This window comes from Kitasatospora sp. NPDC092286 (assembly GCF_044755565.1).
Taxonomy (GTDB): domain Bacteria; phylum Actinomycetota; class Actinomycetes; order Streptomycetales; family Streptomycetaceae; genus Kitasatospora.
The window spans coordinates 33,682-60,093 of sequence record NZ_JBIVRD010000017.1 but is presented as its reverse complement, the minus strand read 5'-3'; the positions used below and the strand labels follow the sequence as shown (position 1 = coordinate 60,093).

Below are 26,412 nucleotides of genomic sequence, written 5' to 3'. Positions count from 1 at the left end.
GCTGTACCCCGGTGCCGAGCGCCTGATCCGCAACGAGCACCCGCGAGGCGCCTACCGCCGCGCGGTGCGGTGGAAGACCGTGCGGGCCCAGAGGTAGCCGGTGAGGGTCAGGGCGAGGCACCAGGCGAGGGCGCTGAGGGCGCTGGTGCCGATGGGGGTGCCCATCAGGAGGCCCCGGAGGGTCTCGATGATCGGGGTGAAGGGCTGGTACTCGGCGAACCAGCGCAGGGCGGTCGGCATGGAGTCGGGCGGGACGATGGCGCTGCCGATGAAGGGCAGGAACTGGAGCGGCATCGGGATGTTGCTGGCGCTCTCGGGGGTCTTGGCGACCAGACCGATGCCGGCCGCCAGCCAGGTCAGGGCGAGGGTCACGAAGACCAGCAGCCCAATGGCCGCGAGCCACTCCACCGGGGTGGCGTCGGGACGGAACCCCGTCGCGAAGGCCGCGCCGATGACGAGCACGAGGCCGATCACCGTCTGGATCAGGCTGCCGACGACATGCCCGGTGAGGAACGCCGAACGGGATATCGCCATCGTCCGGAAGCGGTTGACGATCCCCTCGGTCATGTCCACACAGACGCCGACCGCGGTGACGAGAGCGCCCGAGGTCGCCGCCATCAGGACGATGCCGGGCGTCACGTAGTCGATGTACTTGCCGCCGCCGATCCCCGCGCCGAGGGCCCCGCCGTACGCGTAGTTGAACAGCAGCAGCATCATCACGGGCATCATCACGACCGCGAACGTCATGGACGGATACCGCACCGCGTGCTTCAGGTTGCGTCGCAGCATCGTCAGCGAGTCGCTGACGGCATAGCTCATGGTGCTCATCGGGCGGCGCCTTCCCCGGTCAGGGTGAGGAACACGTCGTCCAGGTCGGGGACGTGCACGGTGAGCGACTCCGCGCGGACGGACGCGTTGTCGAGCGCGTCGAACACGGCCTTCACGGTGAGGACGGAGTTGTCGCCGGGGATGTCCAGGGTGAGCGCCTCGTCGTCCGCCGTGGCGTAGTCGAACAGGCGGGCCGCCGCGGCGAGTTCCCCCGCGTCCGCGAACCGGAGCCGGATGTGGCCGCCCGGGATCAGCCGCTTCAGCTCGTCCGCCGTCCCCTCGGCGACGATCCGGCCGCCGTCCAGCACCGCGATCCGGTCGGCCAGTTGGTCGGCCTCCTCCAGGTACTGCGTGGTCAGGAAGATCGTGACGCCGTGGTCGGCCACCAGCCCCCGGATGATCTCCCACATCGTCCGCCGGCTGCGCGGGTCCAGCCCCGTCGTCGGCTCGTCGAGGAAGATGATCCGCGGATCGCCGACCAGCGTCATCGCCAGGTCCAGTTTGCGCCGCATCCCGCCCGAGAACGTGACGACCGGCTTGGCCGCCGCCTCCGTCAGGTCGAACCTCCGCAGCAGCTCCACCGCCCGCCTCCGCCCCTCCCGATGGCCGAGGTGGTTGAGGTCCGCCATCAGCAGCAGGTTCTCCTCGGCGGTGAGCAGGTTGTCCACGGCCGAGAACTGGCCGGTGACGCCGATCGCGGTCCGGACGGCGTCGCTCTCCCGGACCAGGTCGTGGCCCGCCACCCGGGCCGTCCCCCCGTCGGCCGGGATGAGGGTCGAGAGGATCTGCACGGTGGTGGTCTTGCCCGCGCCGTTCGGCCCGAGCAGGGCGAACACCGTGCCCTCGGGGATGTGCAGATCGATGCCGGTGAGCACCGCTCTGTCGCCGTAGGACTTGCTCAGACCGACGGCGGAGATCGCCGCGGTCGACGTGGGCGGGCTGGGCGCTGAGGTCATGACGGTCTCGCTGCCTTCTCTGTGACGGATGCTCAGGAACGCCGGATCACGATGTCGCCGACCTGCGTCCGCGCCCGCACCTCGACGGTCTCCCGTGCCTCACCCGGCCCCTCCACCGGACCGAGGGAGTTGCGCACGCCGCCGATCTGGGAGTGCACGTCGATCCAGGCTGCCGTCGCCTCGCGGATGCCGACCTCCAAGTCCCCCACGCTGGTCTGCAGGACCACCCGGCCGCGCGTCACCTCGGCGATCCGGATGCCGCCGTGGGCCGTCTTGGCGTCCACGTCCGCATGCGCGACCCCGACGTCGATCCGTCCGTTGGAGGCGTTGGCCCGCAGGTCGCCGCGCACCTCGCCGATCTCCGTCTCCCCGTTGCCGTTCTTCACCGTCACCGCGCCGCCGACCTCGCCGATCCGGACCCGGCCCGACCCGGCGATCTCGGCGTCCCCGCTCGCCTGCTCCAGCCGGATGTCGCCGTGGTCGACCTTCAGCTCGACGGTGGCGGCCTGCTCGACCTGGATGTTGCCGAGGGACGTCTTCAGCCGGCAGTCACCGAGCAGGCCTTCGCAGATGAAGTCCGCCATCGGCGAGTTGCCGTGCACCTCGGAGCCGGCCGGCAGCTCGACGGTGACATCGATCGAGCCCGTCCGGCCGAACAGCGAGCGCTTCTTCGGCCCCTTCACCGACAGCCTGCCGCTCGCGTAGGTGACCTTGGTCTGCTGTGCGGCCCGGATGTCCGCCTCCACGGTGCCGTCCGCGGGCCGCACCTCGACGACCGTGTCGATGCGCTTGCTCGCGATGATCCGGACCGACCCGATGTCGAATTCGAGGATGGCGGAGATCGCGTCGGGGGTGTCGAAAGTAGGCATGGCTGTCCCGTCCTCTTGGCTCTGGTGTGTGTTCCCGCTGGTGGGAGCGGGGGTGACGTGGAAGAGAAGTGACTCGCTTACTGGCGGGGCGCGGCGGATCCCGGGCTAGTGGACCCAGCCCGTGTAGCCCTGCCCGACTCCCGGGCGGGTACGGCCGGGGGTGCGGGCGGCGGGCTCCCCCGGCTCCAGGGCGGCGGCGACGGCCCGGACGAGCCAGGCGTTGACCGAGAGCCCCTCCTGCCCGGCGGCCTCCTCCGCCCTGCTCTTGAGGTGACCGGGGAGGCGGAAGTTGATCCGGGCGGTGTTGCTGTCGTCCAAGTCCGGCGCCAACGGGGCCGCCGGCGCCACGGGTGGCACGGATGGCACCATGGATGACACCACCCCCCTGGGACTCTCGTACGGCTCCGGCGACGGCGGCACCGTCACCACGAACTCGGGATCGAGCCCACGCAGCCGCACGTCGACCGAGCCGGGGGCGAGGTCACGGGTGATCTCGGTCACGGCCGCGGAGAGCGCGTTGAGCAGAGTGAGCCGGACGGCCGACTCCAGGGGCAGGGTGAGCCGCTCGGCGAGGGCGCGGGCGTCGTCGCCACCCGCGCCCGCCGCCACCGCGAGCTCGTGCCGGAGGTTGTCGACGTACGGGGAGAGGTCCATGGCGCCATCGTGGCACACCCGTGGCGCCACGGCCAGACCTTTTTGGCACCACCATTGCCGAAGTGGCGCCACCATGACACCAGGGGGTGCGGCCGACAGCGAACCGCCCCGCGGGCAACAGCCGGCGGGGCGGTGGAGGATCACGCGGTAGAGGGTGGAAGGCCGCACGGCAGAGGAACGGAAGACCACCCGGAGAAACCCGGCGAGGCCGGAACGGGCAGGTCAGCCCCGCTGCCACCCGGCCAGGTGGGCGTCGATCTCGCCGACGATCCTGGCCTTCCCGGCCGCGTCCAGGAAGGACGCCTCGACGGCGTTGCGCGCCAGTGCCGAGACCCCGGCCTCGTCCAGGTCCAGCAGTCGGGCCGCCACCGCGTACTCGGTGTTGAGGTCGGTCCCGAACATCGGCGGGTCGTCGCTGTTGACGGTGACCAGCAGCCCCGCGTCGACCATCTGCCTGATCGGGTGCTCCTCGATCCGCTCCACCGCCCGGGTGGCGATGTTGGAGGTCGGGCAGACCTCCAGCGGAATCCGGTGCTCGCCGAGGTGGTCCAGCAGCGCCCGGTCCCGCACGGCCTGCGTGCCGTGGCCGATGCGCTCGGCGCCGAGCACCCGCAGCGCGTCCCAGACCGTCTCCGGGCCGGTGGTCTCGCCCGCGTGCGGGACGCTGCGCAGGCCGGCCGCCCGCGCCCGGTCGAAGTACGGCTTGAACTGCGGGCGCGGCACGCCGATCTCCGGGCCGCCGAGGCCGAAGCTGACCAGGCCCTCGGGGGCGAGGTCCACGGCGAGGCGGGCGGTCTCCTCGGCGGCGGCCAGACCGGCCTCACCGGGGATGTCGAAGCACCAGCGGAGCACGACGCCGAGGTCCTTCTCGGCCCGCACCCGGGCGTCCTCGATGGCCTCCATGAAGGCGACGTCCGGGATGCCCCGGCTGACCGAGGAGTACGGGGTGACGGTCAGCTCGGCGTACCGGATGTTCTGCCGGGCCATGTCCTCGGCGACGCCGTAGGTCAGCGCGCGGACGTCCTCGGCGTCGCGGATCAGGTCGACGACGCTCAGGTAGACCTCGATGAAGTGCGCGAAGTCGGTGAAGCTGAAGTACTCGGCGAGGGCCGCGGGGTCGGTCGGCACCTTCGCGTGGCCGCGGTAGCGGGCGGCCAGTTCGGCGACCACCCGCGGCGAGGCCGATCCGACGTGGTGGACGTGCAGTTCCGCTTTCGGCATCCCGGCGATGAACGCCTCGATGCCCCGGTTTCCGGCGGCGTTCGCGCCGTCGCTTCCGCTGGGGGTTCCGATCCGACTTCCGTCCGGCTGGACCACGGTGGTGCCCTTCTTCCTCTACGCGCGTATTCAGCAGTGTCCGCAGTATCCGCACCGTCCGCGCGGACAGTGCGGGGCGCAAGCCTAAGTCACCCCCCGAGGGCGACGGCCACGGTGTGGATGAGCAGACCGGCCAGGGCGCCGACCACGGTGCCGTTGATCCGGATGAACTGCAGGTCGCGGCCGACGTTGGCCTCGATCTTGCGGGAGGCGTCGTCGGCGTCCCAGCCCGCGACCGTCTCGGAGATCAGCGAGGTGATCTCGGCGCGGTAGGTCTCCACCAGGTACTGGGCGGCGTCCTGGAGCCAGCCGTCCACCTTGGCCTGGAGCTTCCGGTCGGTGACCAGACGGGCGCCGAAGTCGCGCACGCCCTCGCGGATGCGTCGGCGCAGTTCGCTGTCCTCGTCCTCGGCGGCGTTCAGCACCAGGGTGCGAACGGCGGCCCAGGTGGAGGCGATCAGGTCCTGCACCTCGGAGCGGGCCAGCAGATCGGCCTTGGCCCGCTCGACCCGGGCGATGGTCTCCGGGTCGGTCTGCAACTCGGTGGCGAAGTCGGCGAGGAAGTTGTCGATGGCGCCGCGCGCGGGGTGGTCCTGGTCGTCCCGGATGTCGGTGACGAACCGCATCAGCTCCTTGTAGACCCGCTCGCCGACCTGGTGGTCGATGAACCGGGGCGTCCAGCCCGGGGTCTTCTGGGTGACCCGCTGGATGACCTCCTCGTGGTTCTCGGTCAGCCAGCCGTGCGCCCGTACCGCGATCAGGTCGACGACCCCGTGGTGGCCGCCGTCGGCGACGACCTTGCCGAGCATCCGGCCCATCGGCTCGGCGACCGAGGTGGCGGCGGCCCGTCTGGTCACCGCCTCGCCGACGACCGCCTGCACGTCGTCGTCCCGCAGCACCGCGAGCACCCCGCGCAACGCCGCCGACGCCTCCTTGGTGACCCGCTCGGCGCTGCCGGGGGCGGCCAGCCACTCCCCCAGCCGGCGCGCGATGCCGAGCGCGGCGAGCCGGCCGCGCACCACGTGCCCGGAGAGGAAGTTGTCGCCGACGAAGTCGCCGAGCGACCGGCCGAAGGCGTCCTTCTTGGTCGGGATGATCGCGGTGTGCGGGATCGGCAGGCCGAAGGGGCGCCGGAACAGCGCCGTCACGGCGAACCAGTCGGCGAGCGCGCCGACCATCCCCGCCTCGGCGGCCGCCGCCACATAGCCCGCCCAGGCGCCGGCGCCGGCCGCCTGCGCCCAGGTGGCGAGGGCGAAGACCAGGGTCGCGAAGGCCAGCAGGCCGGTCGCGAAGGTCTTCATCCGGCGGACGCCACGTCTCTTCTCCTCATCGGCCGCGGTGAACCGGACCCCGGGGCCGGTCCCGCTGAAGGCTTCGTCACTCACCCCGCCAGTCTGCCCGTTGCCCGGCGCGAGCGGACGGCGTGCCCCACCTGAGCACGCCGGGCGAACGCTTCGAGCGCCGCCAACCGCCCTTACGCGCCCTCAACCGCCGCCACCCGCCGACACGCGCCGCCAACCCGCCGACGCACACCGACGCACACCGACGAGCGGCCACGCGCCCGGCCCCGCCCGGCCGGGCGCGCTCCGCCCGCGGCGCGGGCCCGGTCAGCCGATCGCGACCTCGGCGTACATCCGGGCGATCACGTCCTCGATGGCGGGCTCGCGGACCGAGAGGTCTACCAGCGGGTAGCGGTCCGCGACCGCGGCCACGATCGGGGCGGCACTCTGCTGGGCCGGGAAGGCCAGCCACTGGCGCGGGCCCTCCACCTTCACCACCCGCGCACCGGCCACCTCGATCGCCGGACGGGCCTCGGCGAGGTCGACGACCAGGGTCCGCTCGCTCTCACCGGCCGCGTGCAGACCGTCCAGCCCGCCGTCGTAGACGACCCGGCCGTGGTCGATCACCATCACCCGGTCGCAGAGCTGCTCGATGTCGGTCAGGTCGTGGGTGGTGAGCAGCACGGTGGTCCCCTGCTCCCGGTTGACCTCGCGCAGGAACTCGCGCACCTTGCCCTTGCTGACCACGTCCAGCCCGATGGTGGGCTCGTCCAGGTAGAGCACCTGCGGGTCGTGCAGCAGCGCCGCCGCGAGGTCGCCGCGCATCCGCTGGCCGAGCGAGAGCTGCCGTACCGGGGTGTCCAGCAGCGCGCCGAGGTCGAGCAGTTCGACGCAGCGTTCCAGGTTGGCGCGATATCGCTGGTCGGGGATGCGGTAGATGCGGCGGGCGAGTTCGTAGGAGTCGCGCAGCGGCAGGTCCCACCAGAGCGTGGTGCGCTGGCCGAAGACGACGCCGATCCGCCGGGCGAGGGTGACCCGCTCCCGGGCCGGGTCCACTCCGGCGACCCGCAGCCGCCCGCCGGTGGGTACCAGGATGCCGGTGAGCATCTTGACGGTGGTGGACTTGCCGGCGCCGTTGGGGCCGATGTAGCCGACGCACTCGCCGGCCTCGATGCCGAAGCTCAGCCCGTCCACCGCGCGCACCTCGCGCTTCTCCCGCTTCAGCCGGCCGGCCTTGGCGCGGACGGTGAAGGTGCGGCGGACGTCTTCGAGTTCGATCAGTGCCATGGGAGTTCTCCGTTCAGAGGGGACGAGGGAAGCGAGCAGCCGTCAGCTGCCGGTACCGCGGTACGCCCGCAGCCCCGCGCGCCAGGCCAGGCCGGCTGCGGCCAGGCTGAGCGCCGCCGCGAGCGGCGAGGCGAACTGGAAGGCGGCGGGCAGGCCGAGCGGGTCGGGCCGGTCGAGGATGCGCAGGGCGGGCAGCCAGTTGACGAAGGCCAGCGGGACGCCGAAGACCACGCCCGCCACCATTTCCTTGGCGAAGACGGTCGGCGGGTAGTGCAGCAGCGTCGCGCCGCCGTAGGTGAAGGAGTTCTGCAGTTCCTTGGCCTCTCCCCACCAGAACTGGAAGGTCGCGCCGCCGACGAAGATCGCCCCGAAGATGGCCGTGCCGCAGACCAGCAGGACGGGCACGAGCAGCACCCGGTCCCAGGTCCAGGAGACGTCCAGCGCGGGCAGGGCCCAGGCCAGCACCGCCAGCGCCTGGAGCGGACGGCCGAGCCGCCGCAGCGAGAAGCGCTCCGCGCAGAGCTGGGCGAGCGCGGGTGCGGGCCGGATCAGCACGGTGTCCAGCGTCCCGGCCTTGATCCGCTGGCCGAGGCCCTCGATCGAGCCGACCAGCAGGTTGGCGGTGCCGAGCGCGAAGCCGGAGGTGCCGTAGAGGAAGCCGAGCTCCGGCAGGGTCCAGCCGCCGAGCCGGTCGGTGTGCTGGAACATCAGCACGACCACGACGAAGTCCAGCGAGGTGACGGCGATGCTGGCGACCAGCATCAGCAGGAACGAGGCCCGGTACGACATCATCGCGCGCATCCACATCCCGGCGGTGAGCCGCCAGCAGCTCAGCGCCCAGCGCGTCCGGCCCAGCAGGGTCCCGGTCGTCGGGTCGGTCCACGAGGTCCCGGCGGCCCACGAGGCCCGGTCGGCCGCTGCCGCCGGGTCTGACGCCGCCCGGTCGGCCGCTGTCGTCAGGTCAGCCACCCTGGACCACCACCTTGCGGGTCGCGAGCAGTTGGACGGCCCGGCCGGCGGCGAGCAGCACCGCGGCCCAGGCGAGTTGGAAGCCGAGCGGGCCGAGCAGCCCCGCCCCGGTCGAGCGCTCCAGGAAGACGTCGGTCGGCACCTGTACCAGCGCGGCCCACGGCAGCACGGGCGCGAGGTCACCGAGCCGGCCGGGGAAGAGCGAGAGCGGCAGCAGCATCCCGGAGAAGAACATCGACACCACCAGCATCACCGAGCGGACCCCCTCCGAGTCGTGCAGCCAGAAGCCGGTGAGCGAGACCAGGAAGCGCAGCCCGAAGCTGACCACCACCGCGAGAAACACGGAGAACAGGAAGAACACCCAGGTCAGCGGCTGCTCGGGCAGTCGGATGCGGAAGACCAGCGCACCCGCGACCATGGGCACCGCACCGCGGGTGACCAGGTGGAAGCCGGCCCGGCCGAGGTCGGTGGCCAGCCACCAGCCCTGGAAGTCCACCGGGCGGTAGAGGTCGATGGCGATGTCGCCGCTGCGGAAGCGGTCCTGGACGTCGTCCTGGAACCCGCCGCCCCAGACCGCGACGGTGACCAGCAGCGCCTGGCTGACCCAGATGTAGGTGACGGCCTGGCTCTGGTCGTAGCCGCCGAGCCCGGGGCGGGCCTGCCAGAGGGCCACGAAGGTGTAGGCGAGGATGAAGCCGAAGACGGTGTTGGTGAAGGCGCCGGCCAGGGTGGCGGCCCGGTAGGTGGAGTAGCGCCGGAAGGCTCCCCGGGCGACGGCCAGGTAGAGGCCGACCGGACCGGCCGGATCGGGAGGGGGCCCGAGCCGCGTCTCAGGGGGTTCGACATTCGGCATATTGTCTCCTTGTCGACAAATACGGGCAAGCATCGGCCCGTAGGCGTCAGCGCACGCCGGACCGGCTCCGACCGGCACCACCCGGGGGTGCCGGGCAGGGCGGGCGGAGCTGCACGAAGTGGGTGCGCTATGTGGTTTGCACCTTTCACCGTACCGCCGACGATCACCCCGCGCACCGGGTTTTCCGCCCTTCCCCCACCCCGGCCCGGAGCAGGCCCCGGCCCCGCCCGCCACCGACTCCGGACGAACGGAACCAAACCCGGCCGCCACGGCCGTTGGGCCAAAAGAGAAGGGCCTGATTCCGGATCAAATAGCACATAATCGCGGCATGACCATGAGGGCAGATCGCCGCACCCGCCGCCGGGCCAAACGTGCCGCTCGCCGCCAGGCCCGACGCGCCCTCCCGTTCTGGCGCCGGCTCCTGCCCACCTGGCGGGTCACCCTCGGCGCCCTCACCACCGTCCTGCTGCTCGCCGTCGGCGCCTTCGCGGTGCTCTACGTCCTCGTCCCGGTGCCCGACCCCAACGCCCACGCCGTCGCGCAGAACAACATCTACCTCTACTCCGACGGCACCACCGAGATCGCCCGCACCGGCGCCGTCAACCGGACCGACGTGACGATCGACCGGATCCCGCCCGACATCCAGCACGCCGTCGTCTCGGCCGAGGACCGCACCTTCTACCAGAACCGCGGCATCGACCTGAAGGGCATGCTCCGGGCCGGCTGGAACACCCTCCTCGGCAAGGGCATGCAGGGCGGCTCCACCATCACCCAGCAGTACGTCAAGAACTACTACCTGACGCAGGACCAGACCATCTCCCGCAAGGGCCGCGAACTGTTCATCGCCCTCAAGGTCGACCAGCAGCGCGACAAGAACGAGATCCTCGCCGGGTACCTCAACAGCAGCTACTTCGGCCGCAACGCCTACGGCATCCAGAGCGCCGCCCACGCCTACTACGGCACCGACGTCTCCCACCTCACCCTCGCCCAGGGCGCCTACCTCGCCGCCCTGCTCCAGGCCCCCAGCGCCTACGACGTGAAGACCGCCACCCCGGCCAACCGCGACAAGGCCGTCGCCCGCTGGAACTACACCCTCGACGGCATGGTCCAACTCGGCTTCCTCAGCCCGGCCGACCGCGCCGCCACCGCCTTCCCCGACCCGATCGACCCGCAGCCCGCCACCGGCCTCAGCGGCCAGGCCGGCTACCTCGTCGGCGTCGCCGACGACTACCTGACCTCCGCCGGGATCGTCGACACCGCCACCCTCAAGGCCGGCGGCTGGCGCATCACCACCACCTTCGACAAGAACAAGCAGGACGCCTTCGTCCACGCCGTCCAACAGGAACTCACCGACGAACTGGACCCCAGGGCCCGGCCCGGTACCGACACCGACGTCCGCGTCGCCGGCGCCTCCGTCGAACCCGGCAACGGCCGCGTCGTCGCCGTCTACGGCGGCCCGGACTACGCCAAGCAGCCCTACAACGACGCCCTGCGCCAGGACAACCAGATCGGCTCCACCTTCAAGCCCATCGACCTCGCCGCCGGGCTCGACTCCGGCCGCAGCAGCGGCGACGGCCGCCCGATCACCACCGAGACCCGCTACGACGGCACCAGCGAACGCCCGGTCACCGGTGGCCCCACTCCCTACGCCCCGCCCAACGAGGACGACATCGACTACGGCAACATCACCCTGCGCTACGCCATGACGAAGTCCGTCAACTCGGTGTACGCGCAGGAGGGGGTGGACGCCGGACTCGTACACGTCCGGGAGACCGCCGTCCGGCTCGGCATCCCCGACAACGTCCCCGGCATGGACCCGGCCAACACCTCGATGACCCTCGGCACCGCCACCCCCAGCGCCCTCGACCTGGCCGGCGCCTACGCCGCCTTCGCCAACCACGGTGCGGCGTACGCCCCGTGGTCCGTGGTCAAACTCGAACGCCTCAACGCCGACTCCGGCTCCATCGACGTCCCCAAGATGCCCGAGCACGTCCCCACCACCGCGCTCGACCGGGGCACCGCCGACGCCGTCACCGACGTGCTGCGCGACGTCGTCGGCCCGCGCGGCACCGGTGCCGCCGCCCTCGACCTCGGCCGCCCCGCCGCCGGCAAGACCGGCACCACCGACTCCAACCTCTCCGCCTGGTTCGCCGGCTTCACCCCCGAACTCGCCACCACCGTCGGCCTGTTCCGGGAGAACCCGAAGACCCACGCCAAGGAGCCGCTGGCCGGCACCGCGGGCCTCACCCGGATCAACGGCGGCGCCTTCCCCACCCGGATCTGGACCGCCTACATGTCCGACGCCCTGGACGGCACCGCCGTCCAGCACTTCGACCTCCAGCCGGGCCACGGCACCGGCCAGAGCACCGGCCAGAGCAGCGGCCCGACGGCCACCGCCACCGTCTCGCCCTCCTCCTCCCCGAGCGCCACCGCCACGACCGCGCCGCCCGGCACCCCGGAGCCGCCCACCGCCCCGACCACCCAGCCCACCGCGGTCCCCGAGCCGACGACGAACCAGACCCCGCAGGCGCCCAGCCCGACCGCGCCCACCCCGACACAGCCGACCCCCACCAGCCGGCCCACCTCGCCCCGGCCGACCGCCCCGCCCACCGCGACCGCCACCGCACCCGCCGCCGGCTCCACCCCACCGGCCGGGCCGTGACGCGCCGGACGGTGACGCACCGCAGCGACCGCTACACCCCCGACACCAACTCCCGCTCCAGCGGCGTCCGGAACCGCGGCGTCACCCGCACCTCGCCGAGCCAGCCCGCCAGCCGCGCCGCCTCCGCCCCGATCGCCGCCTCCGCCTCCGCCCCGAGGTCCGAGAACAGCCGCCACACCACCTCACCGTCGGGGCGCTGCGCCCAGCCGCCCACCACCCGGCCGCACCACCAGACCGTCGGGCCGGCGTTGCCCGCCCGGTCGAACAGCGCCGGGACGTCCTCCGCCCGCAGGTACCAGTCCCGCACCCGCCAGCCCATCGTGGTCGGGTCCAGGCCCGGCAGCAGCGCCGCCCACGGCTCGGGCTCCACCACCCGTTCCGCGTCCCCCGGCAGCACCAGCCCGGCCACCCCGCCCGCCAGCCGGACGTCCTCCGCCGCGACGTCCGCCAGCGCCTTGCGGGTGTCCCCAAGCGTCCAGCCCGTCCACCACTTCACGTCCTCGACCGTGGCCGGCCCGTACGCCGCCAGCCAGCGCCGCACCACCTCGGCCTTCGCCTCCCGCACCGGCACGTCCCGCCACGGCGGCACCGGCGCCCACGGATAGCTGCTGCTCAGCCAGGACCCGCGCGGACGGCACCGCCGCACGTGCCCGTCCGAGGCCAGCAGCCGCAGCAGCCGGCTGCCCACGCTCTGCTTCGCCTCGTACGGCTTGCCCGCCGACATCAGCATCGTCTCGCGCAACGCCGGGACGTCCGCGCCGAGTTCGCCGGTCGTCGCCTCGCCGTGCCGCTCCAGCGCCGCCAGCACCGCGCGCTCCGTCTCGGCCAGCCGCCGCTCGTCCCAGCCCTCGGCGAACTCCCGCAGGTGCTTGAGCAGCGTGGCCCGCTCCCGGGCGGCGATCGCCCGCGCGCTCGACGCGCTCACATACGGCGCGAACTCCTCCGTCACCGCGAACATCGTCCGCCGCATCGACAGCAGCTTCACCAGCGTGACGTCCTCGTAGAGCGCCCGCTCCACCTCCGCCGCCGAGGGCTCCGCCAGCCGCGCGCAGGCCGACAGGTACACCGTCGCCGCGTCGGAGGCGTGCAGCCCGACGACCGCGCCGGCCACCTCCTCGACGGCCGCGGCCCGCTCCGCGGGCGCCAGCAGGTGCCGCCGCCCCACCCGGGCGCGACGCTGCTCATCACTGATCAGAGGCATGCGGCTGGTCATGCCGGGACTTTACTGCCGCCCACTGACAACGCCGGGTCGTCACCGGTCGGAAGCCCCGCCGGAGGGTCCGGGCGACTCGGAGCGCCCGGACCAGCGCCCTGGGCCCAGAGGCTCAGAGGCTCAAAGCTAGAGGCTCAGAGGTAGAGCCCGGTCGAGCCCTCGGTGTCGCCGAACCGCATCGCGGCCACCGCGTGCAGGTCGCGCTCGCGCAGCAGCACATAGGTGGCGCCGCGCACCTCGACCTCCAGCTTGTCCTCGGGGTCGTAGAGGACCCGGTCGCCGGGCTCCACCGAGCGCACGCTCTGGCCGACCGCGACGGCCTCCGCCCAGGTGCAGCGCTTGGACAGCTCGGCGGTGGCGGGGATGAGGATGCCGCCGGTCGAGCGGCGCTCGCCCTCGCTGCCCTCGGTCTTCACCAGGACGCGGTCGTGCAGCATCTTGATCGGCAGCTTCTCGCCGAGCCGGTCGTGGCGCGGGGAGTCGTGCTCGGGCGAAGCGGACTGCCGGGTCGGTTCGTCGTTCGTACTCACGACCCCGAAGGTACCGCCCCGGGGCGACCGGTGTGACGCCGGCCCGGCATCCGGGAGGCCGGGCGCGCACGCGCCCGGCCCCTCGTGAGCCCCTCGCGGGCCCGCGCTTCCGCGGGTCAGCCCTTGCGGCGCTTCCGGGCCGAGGCGACCAGCAGCACCAGGCCGACGCCGACCAGCGCGGCCGGGACGATCCGCTCCTTGCGCGGCTGCCCCTTCTCGTCCACGAACTGGGCCCTGAGCTTCTCGACGGCGCCGTTGGCCGCCACGTACGCCCGGCCGGCCTTCTCCTCCACGGCGGCCACGGCCTTCGCCTTGGCCTGGGCGGTGATGGTGCTCGGGTGGACACGCATGGCGAGCTCGTCCAGGGTCGCCGCCAGCTGGGTGCGGGTCCGGGAGATGTCCGCCTCGATCTGGGCGGTCGTCCGCGTCGACTTGTCCTTCGTGCTCGCCTCGCCCACTCGGGCCACCCCAATTCACTGATGTTGTCCTGTACGACTGAACCAGTTTGTCAGCTGCCGAGCAGGGCCGCGCGGCCCCACCCACCATCGGAGGTAAGTTTGCCGTGGTACGACCGCCCGTCCACGCACCAGGAGAGTCCAACCGTGAGTGAGCGTCTCCAGCCCGGTGACCCCGCGCCGGCCTTCAGCCTGCCCGACGCCGACGGCACGCAGGTGTCCCTTGCCGACCACCTCGGCCGCAAGGTGATCGTCTACTTCTACCCGGCCGCGCTCACCCCCGGCTGCACCAAGCAGGCCTGCGACTTCACCGACAACCTGGAGGTCTTCGCCGGCGCCGGGTACGACGTCATCGGCATCTCGCCGGACAAGCCGGAGAAGCTCGGCAAGTTCCGCGAGGCGGAGAACCTCAAGGTCACCCTGCTCTCCGACCCGGAGAAGGCGGTGCTGGAGGCGTACGGCGCGTTCGGCGAGAAGAAGCTGTACGGCAAGACGGTGACCGGCGTGATCCGCTCCACCGTGATCGTCGACGAGCAGGGCAAGGTCGAGCACGCCCTGTACAACGTGAAGGCCACCGGGCACGTCGCCAAGCTGCTGCGCGACCTCAAGGTCGACGCGGCCTGACGCCCGTCCGCGCTGACGCCCGAAGCCCCCTGACGCCCGGTCCGGGGTCTCCCCGGGCAGACGGCAGCGGTGGCGGCGCACCCCCCGACCGGGTGCACCGCCACCGCCGTCTCTCACCTCAGAGAGCCATGCTCATCGGATCGACCGATCAGCAGGTCCCGAGGTCGCTCCAGACCCCCCAGGCACCGCTGGCGCTGGGGTCGTCGCCCTTGGTCCACCACTTGTTCTGGTAGTAGTGGCCCTTCCACGACACCTTGGTGGTGCTCGCGTAGGAGGTGTCCGCGTCCCAGCTCGGCGCGCCCGTGCAGGCACCCGGGGTCGGCGTGGTGGTCGCGGTCGCCGTGGCGGTGGCGGTCGCGGTGGCGGTGGCGGTCGGCGAGGCGGTCGGCGACACGGTCGCGGTGGCCGTCGGGGTCGGGGTCGGCGACGGGGTGCCACCGTCCACGGCGCCCCGGGTCAGGTCGCCCTTCAGGCCGTACAGCGTGCCGCCGACGTTGACCGTCCAGTTGGACGGGGTCGTCACCGGCAGGTAGTAGACGAAGTCCATGTCGATCGACGCGCCCGGCGCCAGCGACTGCCAGCCCGGCAGCTTGACCGACACCCGGTTGTAGGTGCCCTTGAGGCCGCCCACGTTGCCCGGGCCCGGGTTGTCCTGCTTGATGACCTGGAGCCCGAAGCCGGACTGGTCCTTGGCGTTGCCCGGAGCCGAGTTGCTGTAGTCGAACTGGAACTCGGTGCCGCCCGGCAGGGTCAGCGCCGAGTTGTTGACGATGTGGATCTTCGGGTTGATCGGGTAGTTGGAGTCACCCAGCGCGAAGTTGGTGAACGACACGTCGATCGGCAGGGTCTGCTGCGGCAGCGCGATCGTCGAGCGGGTCGCACCGTACGGCGAGGCCGCCTTGAACTTGTCGTACATCAGCGAGGTCAGCGTCGAGCCCGGCACGTACTGGCCCTTGCCGCCGTTGGCGGTCGCGTCCCACTTGTAGTCGCCCGCGAGCTCCCAGATCATCGCGCCGCCGGCGCCCTGGTTGACGATGTAGTCGGCCTTGGCGCCCACCGACTGCTCGTCCTCGGTGGAGAGGAACACCTTCTTGGTGTCGTTCCACAGCCACGGCGCCACCAGGGTGGAGCTGTAGTTGCGGGTGTAGGTGCCCTGGAGCGCGGTGTCCTTCACGCCGTACTTGGAGAGGTAGTCGGGCACGATGCCCTTCTCCAGGTTCTTGGCGTGCCACATCGGGTTCGAGCCCGCCGGGGACTCCTTGCCCGCGTCGTCCTTGTCGTTCCAGATGTTGTCGATGCCGACGGCGCCGTCACCGCACGCGGTCAGACCCGAGCCCACCGGGCAGGTGGTCGCGGACGCGGTGCCCCAGAGGCCGTTGGTGCCGCCGGTGACGTTCTTGAAGCCGCGGCTGTAGTACGGCAGGCCGACGTTGATCCGGCCGCCCGGCATCGCGCCGCGGAAGTAGTGGTACGACCAGTCGGCGTTCAGATAGCCGATGCCGCCGTACTGGCCGGTGCCGTACACGTTGGCCGCCGCCAGCTCGCCGTCCTTGCCGTCGTCGAACAGCGAGGCGTTCGGGCCGACGTACTTGTTCCAGGAGCCGTGCAGGTCGTACGACATGATGTCGACGTAGTCCAGGTACTGCGCGATCTGGAAGGTCTCCATGCCGCGCAGCAGGTAGCCGGACGACGGGGCCGCGACCGAGAGCAGGTAGTGCTTGCCGTCGGTGGCGCCGGCCCGGTCGAGCTTCTCCCGCAGCGTCTTCATCAGCGCCGCGTAGCCCTTGGCCAGCGAACCGCGCTTGCTGTTGGCGAGCTGCCAGTCCAGCGGGTTGCCGGCGTCCTTCATCGAGGTCGGGTACTCGTAGTCGATGTCGACGCCGTTGAAGCCGTACTTCTTGATGAAGTCGACCGCCGAGCTGGCGAAGGTGTCGATGCCCGCCTGGTTGACGCTGCCGTCCGGGTTGACGGTCATCGAGTAGAAGCCGCCGCTGTTGACGCGCTTGCCGTCGTCACCGAAGTACCCGCCGGTCTCGGTCCAACCGCCCACCGAGATCATGGTCTTGACGTTCGGGTACTGCTTCTTGTACTTCGTCAGCAGGTTGAAGTGGCCCTTGTAGGGCAGCGACGGGTCCAGCTCGGCGCCGGGCACGCCCGGGAAGGAGATCCCGGTGGCCTCGTTCTTGTCGTTGTCGGTGCCGACGGACAGCTTGTTGTCGCCGCCGACGTGCCCGAACGCGTAGTTCAGGTGGGTGACCTTGTCCCAGGGGACATCGCTCACCAGGTAGGGCTGCGTACCGTCCTTGCCGGTACGCCAGCCGGTGAAGTACCCGATGATGCGGCGCTGGTGGTCCGCACCCATCTTCTCGCGGCCGGCGGTGTCGTAGACGTTGCAGTACGGAACGTCCACGCCGGGCGTCTGGTACATGCCGTCGGGACGACAGGCGGCGTTGTCGACGGTGGCGGACGCCTGCGAGGGCGCCGCGCCGAGCGTCGCCAGCAGCAGACCGGCCAGACCGGCTGCCGCCAGCGAGGCCACGCCTGCCCGGGCGGCCGGGTTCTTGCGGCGGCGAACAGCGGTGGGACGCTGCTCCGCCGTGGTTCTGATCAACACTCGGTCCTCCGGGAGAGAGTGCCGGCGCATGCCTGTGGGGGAGCACGCACGTGGGGGATTGCAGATTGGCGCTGAAGCTATGTGGTCTGAACCACATAGGTCAATAGGTCTGTACCAATTGGTAATCAAATCCCAAACATCGCCGGTCAACCACGCACTCACCGGGGGTCAGGTCAAGGGCCCGCCGAGGGCCCGGCGCGGACCCGGCCGGGGGGCCGCCGGAGACCCGCCGCCGACCACGCCGGGGAAAGGGTGGTGCGACCGCACGCATGGTCCCAGTAGCATGAGAGGCAATGGTGTAAGCGGCCTTGGCGGAATTGGCAGACGCCTGGGTTTTAGGTGCCCATGGGAGAAATCCCGTGAGGGTTCGAGTCCCTCAGGCCGCACCAGCCTTCACATCGAAGGCCCACCCGGAGGCGATCTCCGGGTGGGCCTTCGTCGTTCTCCGAGGCCTCGTCAGCCGAGGAGGTCCTTCACCACCGGGGCGAGGGCACGGAAGGCCTGACCGCGGTGGCTGATGGCGTTCTTCTCGTCCGCCGTCAGCTCCGCGCAGGTGCGGGCCTCACCGAGCGGCTGCAGGATCGGGTCGTAGCCGAAGCCGCCGTCACCCGCGGGGGCGGTCCGGAGGGTGCCGAGGAGACGGCCCTCGACGACCCGCTCGGTGCCGTCGGGGAGCGCGAGGGCTGCCGCGCAGAAGAAGTGGGCGCCGCGGTGCGGGGCGTCGATGTCGGAGAGCTGGGCGAGCAGCAGGTCGAGGTTGGCGCGGTCGTCGCCGTGCTTGCCGGCCCAGCGGGCCGAGAAGATGCCGGGGGCACCGTTGAGGACGTCCACGCAGAGGCCCGAGTCGTCGGCGACCGCGGGCAGACCGGTGGCCCGCGCCAGGGCGTGCGCCTTCAGCAGGGCGTTCTCCGCGAAGGTGACACCGGTCTCGCGAACGTCCGGGATCTCGGGGTGGGCGTCGGCGCCGACCAGTTCGACGTCCAGGCCGGCGGCGCCGAGAATGGCGCGAAGTTCGGCTACTTTGTGCTGGTTACGGGTGGCGAGGATCAGTCGGGTGGACATGCCCCCACCCTAGCCAACCGTCACCGCCGGTCAGCTGCCGCAGACCTGCGTGAGGTTCCCGGCCGCGTCGCCCAGCGGCTTGAGGTCCGGGACCTCCTTGTCGTTGACGGCCTTCTGGACCTTGTCGACCTGGGTCTGGAGGTCGCTGATGGCCTTGGCGACATCGGTGTCCTTGGAGTTCCTGCCCAGTTGGTCGAGGTCGTTCTTCAGCTTCTGCAGGGCCTGCCCGGCGGCGGCCGCGTCATTGCTTGCGTTGTCGTAGGCGCTGGTCACGTCGGCGAGGTCGCCGGTGATCCGGACCGCGGTGTTGCCGCAGTCGAGGGCCTTCTGGGCGGCGGAGCAACTGACCGCGCTGAGCGGGAGGATGGCGATCAGGCCGGCCACGGCGAGGGTGGCGGGGCGGGCGATGCTCGGGGGCATCCGGTCCTCCTGGGTGCGCGGGTTCCGAAGGGAGGGGACGCGCGCCGAGGGGTGCGCGGTTCCCGCAACGGGGGTGCTGCGGGAACCGTACGGGCTCCGGGCCCGGCCTGTACAGCAGCGACGCCGTACAACCGGCCAGGCACCGGGGCCCGTTGGGCGGCCGGGGAGCGGCTCAGCCCTCCAGCACCTTGCGCTGGATCTCGTCGAGTTCGGCGCAGCCGAGGGTGCCCAGGTCGAGGAGCCGGTCGAGCAGGGCGCGGTCGAAGGGGGCTCCTTCGGCGGTGCCCTGGACCTCGACGAAGCGGCCGTCGGAGGTGCAGACGATGTTCATGTCGGTCTCGGCGCGGACGTCCTCCTCGTACTGGAGGTCGAGCATCGGGACACCGTCGATGATGCCGACGCTGACGGCGCTGACGCCGCCGGTGATGGGCTGGCCCTTGGCGCGGAGGATCTTCTTCTCGCGGGCCCAGGAGACGGCGTCGACGAGGGCGACGTAGGCGCCGGTGATGGCGGCGGTGCGGGTGCCGCCGTCGGCCTGGAGGACGTCGCAGTCGAGGACGATGGTGTTCTCGGCGAGGGCGCGGTGGTCGATGACCGCGCGCAGGGAGCGGCCGATGAGGCGGCTGATCTCGTGGGTGCGCCCGCCGATGCGGCCCTTGACGGCCTCGCGGTCGCCGCGGGTGTTGGTGGCGCGCGGGAGCATGGAGTACTCGGCGGTGACCCAGCCCTCACCGCTGCCCTTGCGCCAGCGGGGGACGCCTTCGGTGACGCTGGCGGTGCACAGCACCTTGGTGTCGCCGTAGGAGATGAGGACGGAGCCTTCGGCGTGCTTGCTCCAGCCCCGTTCGATGGTGATGGGGCGGAGCTGGTCGGGGGTGCGGCCGTCGATGCGTGACATAGGCATCGAGCGTAGTCGCTTCGCACGGGTGCCCCGGGGATGCCTCGGCCCGCCGACCTGGGGTCGGCGGGCCGGGGAGGGCGAGCCCGGTGGGCTCAGCTCACATCATGTCCTCGATGTCGGCCGCGATCGGGTCCGCGTCGGTGCCGATGACGACCTGGATGGCGGTGCCCATCTTGACGACGCCGTGGGCGCCGGCGGCCTTCAGGGCTGCCTCGTCGACGAGGGAGGCGTCCTTGACCTCGGTGCGCAGGCGGGTGATGCAGCCCTCGACCTCTTCGATGTTGTCGATGCCGCCCAGACCGGCGACGATCTTCTCAGCCTTGCTGGCCATCTGATTTCTCCCTCTGTCTCGGCCCGTCGGCTGCTCTGCCGGGTGCCGTCCTGCGCTGTGCGGGGGTACCCCGGCCGAAGACCGGGGAGGATCGCTGTCGGTGCTGATGCGGATTCAGCCGTCGTCGCGCCGCGCGGCAGCGCGACAAGCATCACCCGAGCAGGACCGATCTGCCACGTTAGTCCACTTTTGGCCCATTCCGACGCGCACGGTCTGGATCTTCGTCCGAGGATGACGACCAGTGGGGCTTGCGCCCCGGCGCGCGCGGCCTGCAACCCAAAAGTGGTCTACACCAATATATGGGTACTCCGATGAACGCAGGAAGCGCCCCGGGCGTTCCTGAGCCCCGTCCGAGGGTCCCCCACGGGGCCAGCGATCGGCAACTGCTCTCGGAGGGCCAGGGATGAGTTCGGCAGGCGCCACAGCCCCGCAGACCACGTGGTGGCACACCTTCTACGGCGGACTCCAGAAGATGGGCCGCTCGCTCCAGCTGCCGGTGGCGGTCCTGCCGGCGGCGGGCATCCTCAACCGGCTCGGCCAGGACGACGTCTTCGGCAAGGACGGCCTCGGCTGGGACGACGTGGCCAAGGTCTTCGCGGCGGCGGGCGGCGCGCTGCTGGACTCCTCGCTGGGGCTGCCGCTGCTCTTCTGCATCGGCGTCGCGATCGGCATGGCGAAGAAGGCGGACGGCTCGACGGCGCTGGCCGCCGTGGTCGGCTTCCTCGTCTACTACAAGGTGCTGCACGCCTTCCCGGAGCACTGCAAGCCGCCGACGGTACTGGTCAGCGACCAGTGCGTGGACTACACCTCGGCGCGGGCGGCGGCGGCGACGTACCAGAACCCGGGGGTGCTGGGCGGCATCCTGATCGGCCTGATGACGGCCTGGCTCTGGGTCCGCTTCCACCGCACCAGGCTGGTGGACTGGCTGGGCTTCTTCAACGGCCGCCGCCTGGTGCCGATGATCACCGCCCTGGTCGGCCTGGCCACCGCGTGCGTCGCCCTCTGGGTCTGGCCGCCGATCGGCCGCGGCCTGACCGACCTCAGCCAGGACCTCTCCGACCTGGGCGCGGGCGGCGCCGGCATCTTCGGCCTGGCCAACCGCGCGCTGCTGCTGATCGGCATGCACCAGTTGCTGAACACCTTCGTCTGGTTCCAGTTCGGTGACTTCACCAAGCCCGACGGCAGCATCGTCCACGGCGACATCCCGCGCTTCCTGGCGGGCGACCCCACCGCGGGCCAGTTCACCTCCGGCTTCTTCCCGATCATGATGTTCGCGCTGCCGGCCGCCGCGATGGCCATCGCCCACTGCGCCAAGCCGCACCGCCGCAAGGAGATCTACGGCCTGATGACCTCGGTGGCGCTCACCTCCTTCGTCACCGGCGTCACCGAACCGATCGAGTACTCCTTCGCCTACATCGCCCCGGCGCTGTACGGCGTGCACGCCGTACTGACGGGCGCGTCGATGGCGGTGACCTGGGGCCTCGGGGTGCACGACGGCTTCAGCTTCTCGGCCGGCCTGATCGACTACGTGATCAACTGGAGCCTGGCCACCAAGCCCTGGCTGATCATCCCGATCGGGCTCTGCTTCGCCGCCGTGTACTACGCGCTGTTCCGGTTCATCATCCTGAAATTCGACCTGAAAACCCCCGGACGCGAGGACGACAGCGAGATCGAGGACGTGACCAAGGCATAAACCGAGCGTCACCACGCGCCATCCGAAAAAGGCCTCCGGAGCATCGGCCCGGGGGCCTTCGGCATATCCGAAAAGAGCCGGTTCCGACGGCCGCGAAAAGGACGGAGATATCCCTCCCAGGGTGATCCGGGGCCCGCCGGACGCCCGGGGCCCGGGGCCGGACCGGCCGTGGGCGGCCTGCCCCGGGGCCGCCGGAGCGCCCACGGCGGCGGGAGCGGGCCCGGGTGGGGGGAGAGATCACCACCGCCGGCGATACCGCGTTCGGCAATCGGCCACCGCCGCCGCCCCCGGGCGCTGCCGCCGGTTTCACCGAGAAGGCGGGACACCTGCGCCGAGACCGATCTCAATGTGTCAGGAAATACCGGGCACCCGGACGGGGGCGGGCGGCGTCCCGCGATCACGCCGACGATCGCCGCCGCTGACCGGCGACGGTCCCGGCCGGCCCGCCGCCGACCGCGGCCGCCACCTCACCCCGCGCCCCGGCCCCGCCGTCCGGCCCGCCCCACCGAGTCGGACCCCGACCCGGACCGAGGTCCGCCGGCACCGCCCGGCCCGGCCGACCATTCGTCCACTGTCCGGCCCCGTCCGGGCCTCCGCGCACCACCCGCCGAGCGCCCGGGCCTTTTTGTTGCGCAAATAGCCAAAATCCCAATCACGGCGGGTAATCATGATCGTTGATCCGCAAGTAGGTTTCGATTTCATAGCGCTTCTCACCAGCACCGCTTTCAGGGGTTCCCCCCCTTCTCCACCCGTGCTACAAAACTGGTCTACACCACGTGTGGTGTAGACCAGTTCGCGGTTCGGCCCCCTGTGCACCTACCCCCGACCGACCCGCCCCTGTCGTTAGGAACCCACCCCCATGAGTCAGTCTGCGCAGGCACCGGCGCCCGCCGCGGCTCCGGCCACGCCAAGTCCCACCAAGAAGTTCGGCCAGAACCTGCTTCAGGGTCTGCAGAAGATCGGCCGCAGCCTCCAGCTCCCGGTGGCCGTGCTGCCGGCAGCGGGCATCCTGCTGCGCCTCGGCCAGCCCGATGTCTTCGGCGCGGACGGCCTCGGCTGGGGCAAGGTCGCCAAGGTCTTCGCCACCGCCGGTGACGCCGTGTTCGGCAACCTCCCGCTGCTGTTCTGCGTCGGCGTGGCGATCGGCTTCGCCAAGAAGGCGGACGGTTCCACGGCGCTGGCCGCCCTGGTCGGTTACCTCGTCTACCACAACGTGCTCACCGCCTTCCCGATGGACGGGACGGTCACCGCGGCGCTGCCCGACGGAAAGCCGCAGAACCCCGGCGTCTTCGGCGGCATCGTGGTCGGTCTGCTCAGCGCCATGATCTGGCAGAAGTACCACCGCACCAAGCTCGTGGACTGGCTGGGCTTCTTCAACGGCCGCCGCCTGGTCCCGATCCTGATGGCCTTCGTCGGCACCCTGCTGGGTGTCGTGATGGGTCTCGCCTGGGGCCCGATCGGCACCGGCCTGACCAACGCCAGCGACTGGCTCACCGGCCTCGGCGCCGGCGGCGCCGGGATCTACGGCGTCGCCAACCGCATGCTGATCCCGGTCGGCATGCACCAGTTCCTGAACACCTTCTTCCAGCAGCAGGTCGGCAGCTTCACCGACGCCTCCGGCCAGGTCTGGACCGGCGACATCCCGCGCTTCTTCCACGGTGACCCGAGCGCCGGCCAGTTCATGTCCGGCTTCTTCCCGATCATGATGTTCGGCCTGCCGGCCGCCGCGATGGCCATCGCCCACTGCGCCCGCCCCGAGCGCCGCAAGGCCGTCGTCGGCATGATGATCTCGGTCGCCCTGACCAGCTTCGTCACCGGTGTGACCGAGCCGATCGAGTTCTCCTTCATGTTCATCGCGCCGGTGCTGTACGTCATCCACGCCCTGCTCACCGGTCTGTCGATGGCCGTGACCTGGGCCGTCGGCGTCCACGACGGCTTCGGCTTCTCGGCCGGCCTGATCGACTACCTGCTCAACTGGAACCTCGCGACCGACCCGTGGCTGATCATCCCGATCGGCCTGGTCTTCGCCGCGCTGTACTACTTCCTCTTCCGCTTCGCGATCATCAAGTTCGACATCAAGACCCCCGGTCGCGAGGACGACGACGAGATCGAGGACGTGACCAAGGCCTGACGCCGAGGATCACCCCGCACCACTCACGACCCCGCCCCGCCGCTCGCTCCCCCGAGCGGCGGGGCGGGGTCGTCCCGTCTCCGGCCGTCCCGGATCCTGGCCCGCCCGGCGAGACGGTGGTTGACGAACCGGCAAGATCGCTGGTCAACTGAAGCGGTGAACGCCCCGCGCATTCTGGTCACCCGCAGCCACATCGACTTCGGTCGGGTGTGGTCCGCGGCGTGTTGCGCCTGACCTGACCGTTCCCCCGCCGCCGCCCGGCTGACGACCCCGCCCGGCCCGGCCCCGTTGCTTCCCGCCTCTCGTGTCCGCCCGCTCTGTCCGGGCCACCGCCACGTACCCCCGCGTGCCCGCGCAGGTCCGACCCGTGCCCGCACGCACCCGCACGAGGAAAGTCAAGGCCTCACATGCCCCGCCAGTTGCACCTTTCCGCTGCCCTCGACAGCCCCGGCCACGTCGATGCCGGGCACTTCGCCGCCCTCGCCCGCCTCGCCGAACGGGCCACCCTGGACTTCGCCACCCTCGACGACTCGTACACCCCCGAGCCGCGCCGCCTCGACGCCCTCGCCACCTTCTCCCGGCTGGCACCGGTCACCGGCGGCCTCGGCCTCGTCCCCACCGTCACCACCACCCACACCGAGCCGTTCCACACCTCGGTCTCCGTCAACACGCTGGACTGGGTGAGCGAGGGCCGGGCCGGCTGGCTGGTCGGGGTCTCCGACACGGAGGCGGAGGCCAGGGCCTTCGGCCGGCGCGCCGTCGCCCCGGCCGACGTGCTCTGGGCCGAGGCCGCCGACGCCGCCGAGGTCGCCTCCCGGCTCTGGGACAGCTGGGAGGACGACGCGGAGATCCGCGATGTCGCCACCGGCCGCTTCATCGACCGCGACAAGCTGCACTACATCGACTTCGAGGGCCCGCACTTCTCCGTTCGCGGGCCGTCCATCACCCCGCGCCCGCCGCAGGGCCGCCCGGTCATCGTGGTCCCGGTCGCCGCGGCGGACCTCGCGCCGGACGCCCCGGCCGGCGCCCGCGCCCGGGTCCGCACCGCGGCCCGGTACGCGGACGTGGTCCTGCTGGACGCCCCCGGCCCGGCCGCCCGGCTGACCGCCGCCACCGAACTGCGGCTGCACGCGGGCGAGAGCCTGCGGATCCTCGCCCGGATCGACGCCGCGCTCCCCGACGCGCCCGCGGCCCGCGCGCTGGTCGCGGAGATAGCCGGGAGCGGAGGCGGCGTGGACGGCTTCCATCTGGTGCCCGCCGAACCGGCCCGTGACCTGGCCGCCCTCGCCGACGACGTGGTCCCGGCCCTGCGCGAGCGCGGGCTGTTCCGCACCCGCTACACCGGCCGCACCCTGCGCGACCACCTCGGCCTGGTCCGCCCCGCCAGCCGCTACGCCCTCTCCAGCACCGCCGCCCCCGCTGCCGCCGCCCCCGCCGAGGTGACCCGATGACGGACCGACCGCTCAAGCAGATCCACCTCGCCGCGCACTTCCCGGGCGTCAACAACACCACGGTGTGGACCGATCCGGCCTCCCGGAGCCAGATCGAGTTCTCCTCCTTCCGCCATCTCGCCGAAACCGCCGAGCGCGGCCGGTTCGACTTCTTCTTCCTCGCCGAGGGCCTGCGGCTGCGCGAGCTGAAGGGCCGCATCCACGACCTGGACGTGGTCGGGCGCCCCGAGTCGATCACCGTGCTCAACGCGCTGGCCGCCGTCACCACCCACCTCGGGCTGGCCGCCACCGTCAACGCCACCTTCAACGAGCCGTACGAGCTGGCCCGGCGGTTCGCCTCGCTCGACCACCTCTCCGGCGGCCGGGCGGCCTGGAACGTGGTCACCTCCTCGGACGCCTTCACCGGTGAGAACTTCCGCCGCGGCGGCTACCTCGCCCGCGCCGACCGCTACTCCCGTGCCGCCGAATTCGTCCAGCTGGCCCGGGAGTTCTGGGACGGCGAGGAGGAACCGGTGCGGCACCGCGGCCCGCAGTTCGAGGTCGAGGGCAGGCTGTCGCTCCCCCGCCCGCCGCAGGGCCATCCGGTGGTGATCCAGGCCGGGGACTCCGACGAGGGGCGGGAGTTCGCCGCCTCGGCCGCCGACGTCATCTTCAGCCGGCACTCCACCCTCGCCGACGGCCAGGCCTTCCACGCCGACGTCAAGCGGCGGCTGGCCGGGTACGGGCGCAAGCCCGACGAGCTGAAGATCATGCCCGGGGTCACCTACGTCCTGGGCGACACCGACGCCGAGGCCGCCGAGCGCGCCGCCGAGATCCGCCGCGCCCAGGTCGGACCGCAGACGGCGATCGCCTTCCTGGAGCAGGTCTGGGGCATCGACCTGTCCGACCACGACCCGGACGGTCCGCTGCCCGCCGTGGACCCCGACCCGGACAGCACCCTCGTCCAGGGCCGGGTCAGGGCCGGGAACCCACTGGAACTCGCCGCCCGATGGCGTGCGGTGGCCGCCGAGAAGAAGCTGACCAGCCGCGAACTGGTGATCGAGCTGACCGGGCGGCAGTCCTTCATCGGCTCGGCCGAGACGGTCGCCGAGCAGCTCAACGGCTATGTGCAGAACGACGCGGCGGACGGCTTCATCCTCGTCCCCCACCTCACCCCCGGCGGCCTGGACGACTTCGTCGACCAGGTGGTGCCGCTGCTCCAGGAGCGCGGGGTGTTCCGCACCGAGTACACCGGGACGACGCTGCGCGACCACCTCGGCCTGCCCGTGCCCGGACGGCGCTGAGCCGAACGCACCCGCACCGCGGCCCGCCT

The 26,412-nt window shown here is 71.6% G+C and carries 23 protein-coding genes and 1 tRNA gene; 7 read left to right on the top strand and 17 right to left on the bottom strand.

Features of this window, described 5'->3' with window-relative positions; all coding sequences use genetic code 11:
- Window positions 1–51 precede the first annotated feature (51 nt).
- The 9 genes from ACIQIB_RS19190 to ACIQIB_RS19150 all read right to left on the bottom strand — a co-directional run bounded on the left by ACIQIB_RS19190 (window position 52) and on the right by ACIQIB_RS19150 (window position 9,013).
- On the bottom strand, window positions 52–828 hold the full coding sequence (locus ACIQIB_RS19190; protein ID WP_400759193.1) for an ABC transporter permease: 777 nt from the start codon (window positions 826–828) through the stop codon (window positions 52–54).
- Window positions 825–1,784: an ATP-binding cassette domain-containing protein gene (locus ACIQIB_RS19185; RefSeq protein WP_400759190.1), complete on the bottom strand. Its 960-nt coding sequence runs from the start codon at window positions 1,782–1,784 to the stop codon at window positions 825–827. The genes ACIQIB_RS19190 and ACIQIB_RS19185 overlap by 4 nt, the downstream gene beginning before the upstream one ends.
- Window positions 1,785–1,816: 32 nt before the next feature.
- Window positions 1,817–2,653, bottom strand: a complete 837-nt coding sequence (locus tag ACIQIB_RS19180) for a DUF4097 family beta strand repeat-containing protein (protein WP_400655614.1) — start codon at window positions 2,651–2,653, stop codon at window positions 1,817–1,819.
- Window positions 2,654–2,758: 105 nt separating this feature from the next.
- Window positions 2,759–3,307, bottom strand: a complete 549-nt coding sequence (locus ACIQIB_RS19175) for a hypothetical protein (RefSeq protein ID WP_400759187.1) — start codon at window positions 3,305–3,307, stop codon at window positions 2,759–2,761.
- 222 nt (window positions 3,308–3,529) lie between these two features.
- Window positions 3,530–4,549 carry an adenosine deaminase gene (locus tag ACIQIB_RS19170; protein ID WP_363606793.1) on the bottom strand — a complete coding sequence of 340 codons (1,020 nt, stop codon included), beginning with the start codon at window positions 4,547–4,549 and terminating at the stop codon, window positions 3,530–3,532.
- A gap of 164 nt (window positions 4,550–4,713) precedes the next feature.
- Window positions 4,714–6,009: a DUF445 domain-containing protein gene (locus ACIQIB_RS19165; protein WP_363606674.1), complete on the bottom strand. Its 1,296-nt coding sequence runs from the start codon at window positions 6,007–6,009 to the stop codon at window positions 4,714–4,716.
- A gap of 222 nt (window positions 6,010–6,231) precedes the next feature.
- Window positions 6,232–7,191 carry an ATP-binding cassette domain-containing protein gene (locus ACIQIB_RS19160; RefSeq protein WP_400655612.1) on the bottom strand — a complete coding sequence of 320 codons (960 nt, stop codon included), beginning with the start codon at window positions 7,189–7,191 and terminating at the stop codon, window positions 6,232–6,234.
- 42 nt (window positions 7,192–7,233) lie between these two features.
- Window positions 7,234–8,160, bottom strand: a complete 927-nt coding sequence (locus tag ACIQIB_RS19155; protein WP_400759184.1) for an ABC transporter permease — start codon at window positions 8,158–8,160, stop codon at window positions 7,234–7,236.
- Complete coding sequence (locus ACIQIB_RS19150) at window positions 8,153–9,013, bottom strand: ABC-2 family transporter protein (protein WP_363606669.1); 861 nt, start codon at window positions 9,011–9,013, stop codon at window positions 8,153–8,155. Before ACIQIB_RS19150 ends, ACIQIB_RS19155 begins: the two co-directional genes overlap by 8 nt.
- A gap of 328 nt (window positions 9,014–9,341) precedes the next feature.
- On the opposite strand from ACIQIB_RS19150, the gene ACIQIB_RS19145 reads away from it, so the two are divergent.
- Window positions 9,342–11,675, top strand: coding sequence for a transglycosylase domain-containing protein (locus tag ACIQIB_RS19145; protein ID WP_400759181.1), 2,334 nt, complete (start codon window positions 9,342–9,344; stop codon window positions 11,673–11,675).
- A 31-nt stretch (window positions 11,676–11,706) separates the two neighbouring features.
- Here the strand turns inward: ACIQIB_RS19145 and ACIQIB_RS19140 are convergent, their stop codons facing one another.
- The 3 genes from ACIQIB_RS19140 to ACIQIB_RS19130 form a co-directional block, all read right to left on the bottom strand.
- Window positions 11,707–12,888, bottom strand: a complete 1,182-nt coding sequence (locus ACIQIB_RS19140) for a winged helix DNA-binding domain-containing protein (RefSeq protein WP_400759178.1) — start codon at window positions 12,886–12,888, stop codon at window positions 11,707–11,709.
- A 134-nt stretch (window positions 12,889–13,022) separates the two neighbouring features.
- Window positions 13,023–13,325 (bottom strand): co-chaperone GroES, encoded by a 303-nt coding sequence (locus ACIQIB_RS19135; RefSeq protein ID WP_148645002.1) that lies wholly within the window; start codon window positions 13,323–13,325, stop codon window positions 13,023–13,025.
- A 209-nt stretch (window positions 13,326–13,534) separates the two neighbouring features.
- Window positions 13,535–13,876 (bottom strand): DUF3618 domain-containing protein, encoded by a 342-nt coding sequence (locus ACIQIB_RS19130; RefSeq protein WP_363606666.1) that lies wholly within the window; start codon window positions 13,874–13,876, stop codon window positions 13,535–13,537.
- A gap of 144 nt (window positions 13,877–14,020) precedes the next feature.
- Here ACIQIB_RS19130 and bcp point away from each other — a divergent pair, with 144 nt between their 5' ends.
- Window positions 14,021–14,497, top strand: a complete 477-nt coding sequence (gene bcp / locus ACIQIB_RS19125) for a thioredoxin-dependent thiol peroxidase (protein WP_400759175.1) — start codon at window positions 14,021–14,023, stop codon at window positions 14,495–14,497.
- A gap of 148 nt (window positions 14,498–14,645) precedes the next feature.
- Here the strand turns inward: bcp and ACIQIB_RS19120 are convergent, their stop codons facing one another.
- Window positions 14,646–17,141: a chitinase C-terminal domain-containing protein gene (locus ACIQIB_RS19120; RefSeq protein ID WP_400759173.1), complete on the bottom strand. Its 2,496-nt coding sequence runs from the start codon at window positions 17,139–17,141 to the stop codon at window positions 14,646–14,648.
- A gap of 272 nt (window positions 17,142–17,413) precedes the next feature.
- On the opposite strand from ACIQIB_RS19120, the gene ACIQIB_RS19115 reads away from it, so the two are divergent.
- Window positions 17,414–17,500 (top strand) — tRNA-Leu (locus tag ACIQIB_RS19115).
- A 67-nt stretch (window positions 17,501–17,567) separates the two neighbouring features.
- Here ACIQIB_RS19115 and rdgB read toward each other — a convergent pair.
- The 4 genes from rdgB to ACIQIB_RS19095 all read right to left on the bottom strand — a co-directional run bounded on the left by rdgB (window position 17,568) and on the right by ACIQIB_RS19095 (window position 19,825).
- On the bottom strand, window positions 17,568–18,173 hold the full coding sequence (gene rdgB, locus ACIQIB_RS19110) for an RdgB/HAM1 family non-canonical purine NTP pyrophosphatase (protein ID WP_400759171.1): 606 nt from the start codon (window positions 18,171–18,173) through the stop codon (window positions 17,568–17,570).
- Window positions 18,174–18,203: 30 nt separating this feature from the next.
- Window positions 18,204–18,593 (bottom strand): hypothetical protein, encoded by a 390-nt coding sequence (locus ACIQIB_RS19105; RefSeq protein ID WP_363606660.1) that lies wholly within the window; start codon window positions 18,591–18,593, stop codon window positions 18,204–18,206.
- Between the two features lie 172 nt (window positions 18,594–18,765).
- Window positions 18,766–19,491, bottom strand: coding sequence for a ribonuclease PH (gene rph, locus ACIQIB_RS19100; protein WP_363606659.1), 726 nt, complete (start codon window positions 19,489–19,491; stop codon window positions 18,766–18,768).
- Between the two features lie 100 nt (window positions 19,492–19,591).
- Entirely contained in the window at window positions 19,592–19,825 is a 234-nt protein-coding gene (locus ACIQIB_RS19095) for a glucose PTS transporter subunit EIIB (RefSeq protein ID WP_030060521.1), read from the bottom strand.
- A 403-nt stretch (window positions 19,826–20,228) separates the two neighbouring features.
- Between ACIQIB_RS19095 and ACIQIB_RS19090 the strand changes: the two genes are divergently transcribed.
- The 4 genes from ACIQIB_RS19090 to ACIQIB_RS19075 all read left to right on the top strand — a co-directional run bounded on the left by ACIQIB_RS19090 (window position 20,229) and on the right by ACIQIB_RS19075 (window position 26,383).
- A complete protein-coding gene (locus ACIQIB_RS19090) occupies window positions 20,229–21,518 on the top strand; it encodes a PTS transporter subunit EIIC (protein ID WP_363606657.1) in 1,290 nt (429 codons plus the stop codon).
- Between the two features lie 859 nt (window positions 21,519–22,377).
- Window positions 22,378–23,649 (top strand): PTS transporter subunit EIIC, encoded by a 1,272-nt coding sequence (locus tag ACIQIB_RS19085; protein WP_363606655.1) that lies wholly within the window; start codon window positions 22,378–22,380, stop codon window positions 23,647–23,649.
- Between the two features lie 407 nt (window positions 23,650–24,056).
- On the top strand, window positions 24,057–25,100 hold the full coding sequence (locus ACIQIB_RS19080; protein ID WP_363606653.1) for an LLM class flavin-dependent oxidoreductase: 1,044 nt from the start codon (window positions 24,057–24,059) through the stop codon (window positions 25,098–25,100).
- Window positions 25,097–26,383 carry an LLM class flavin-dependent oxidoreductase gene (locus ACIQIB_RS19075; protein ID WP_400759167.1) on the top strand — a complete coding sequence of 429 codons (1,287 nt, stop codon included), beginning with the start codon at window positions 25,097–25,099 and terminating at the stop codon, window positions 26,381–26,383. The genes ACIQIB_RS19080 and ACIQIB_RS19075 overlap by 4 nt, the downstream gene beginning before the upstream one ends.
- The last annotated feature ends 29 nt before the right edge of the window (window positions 26,384–26,412 follow it).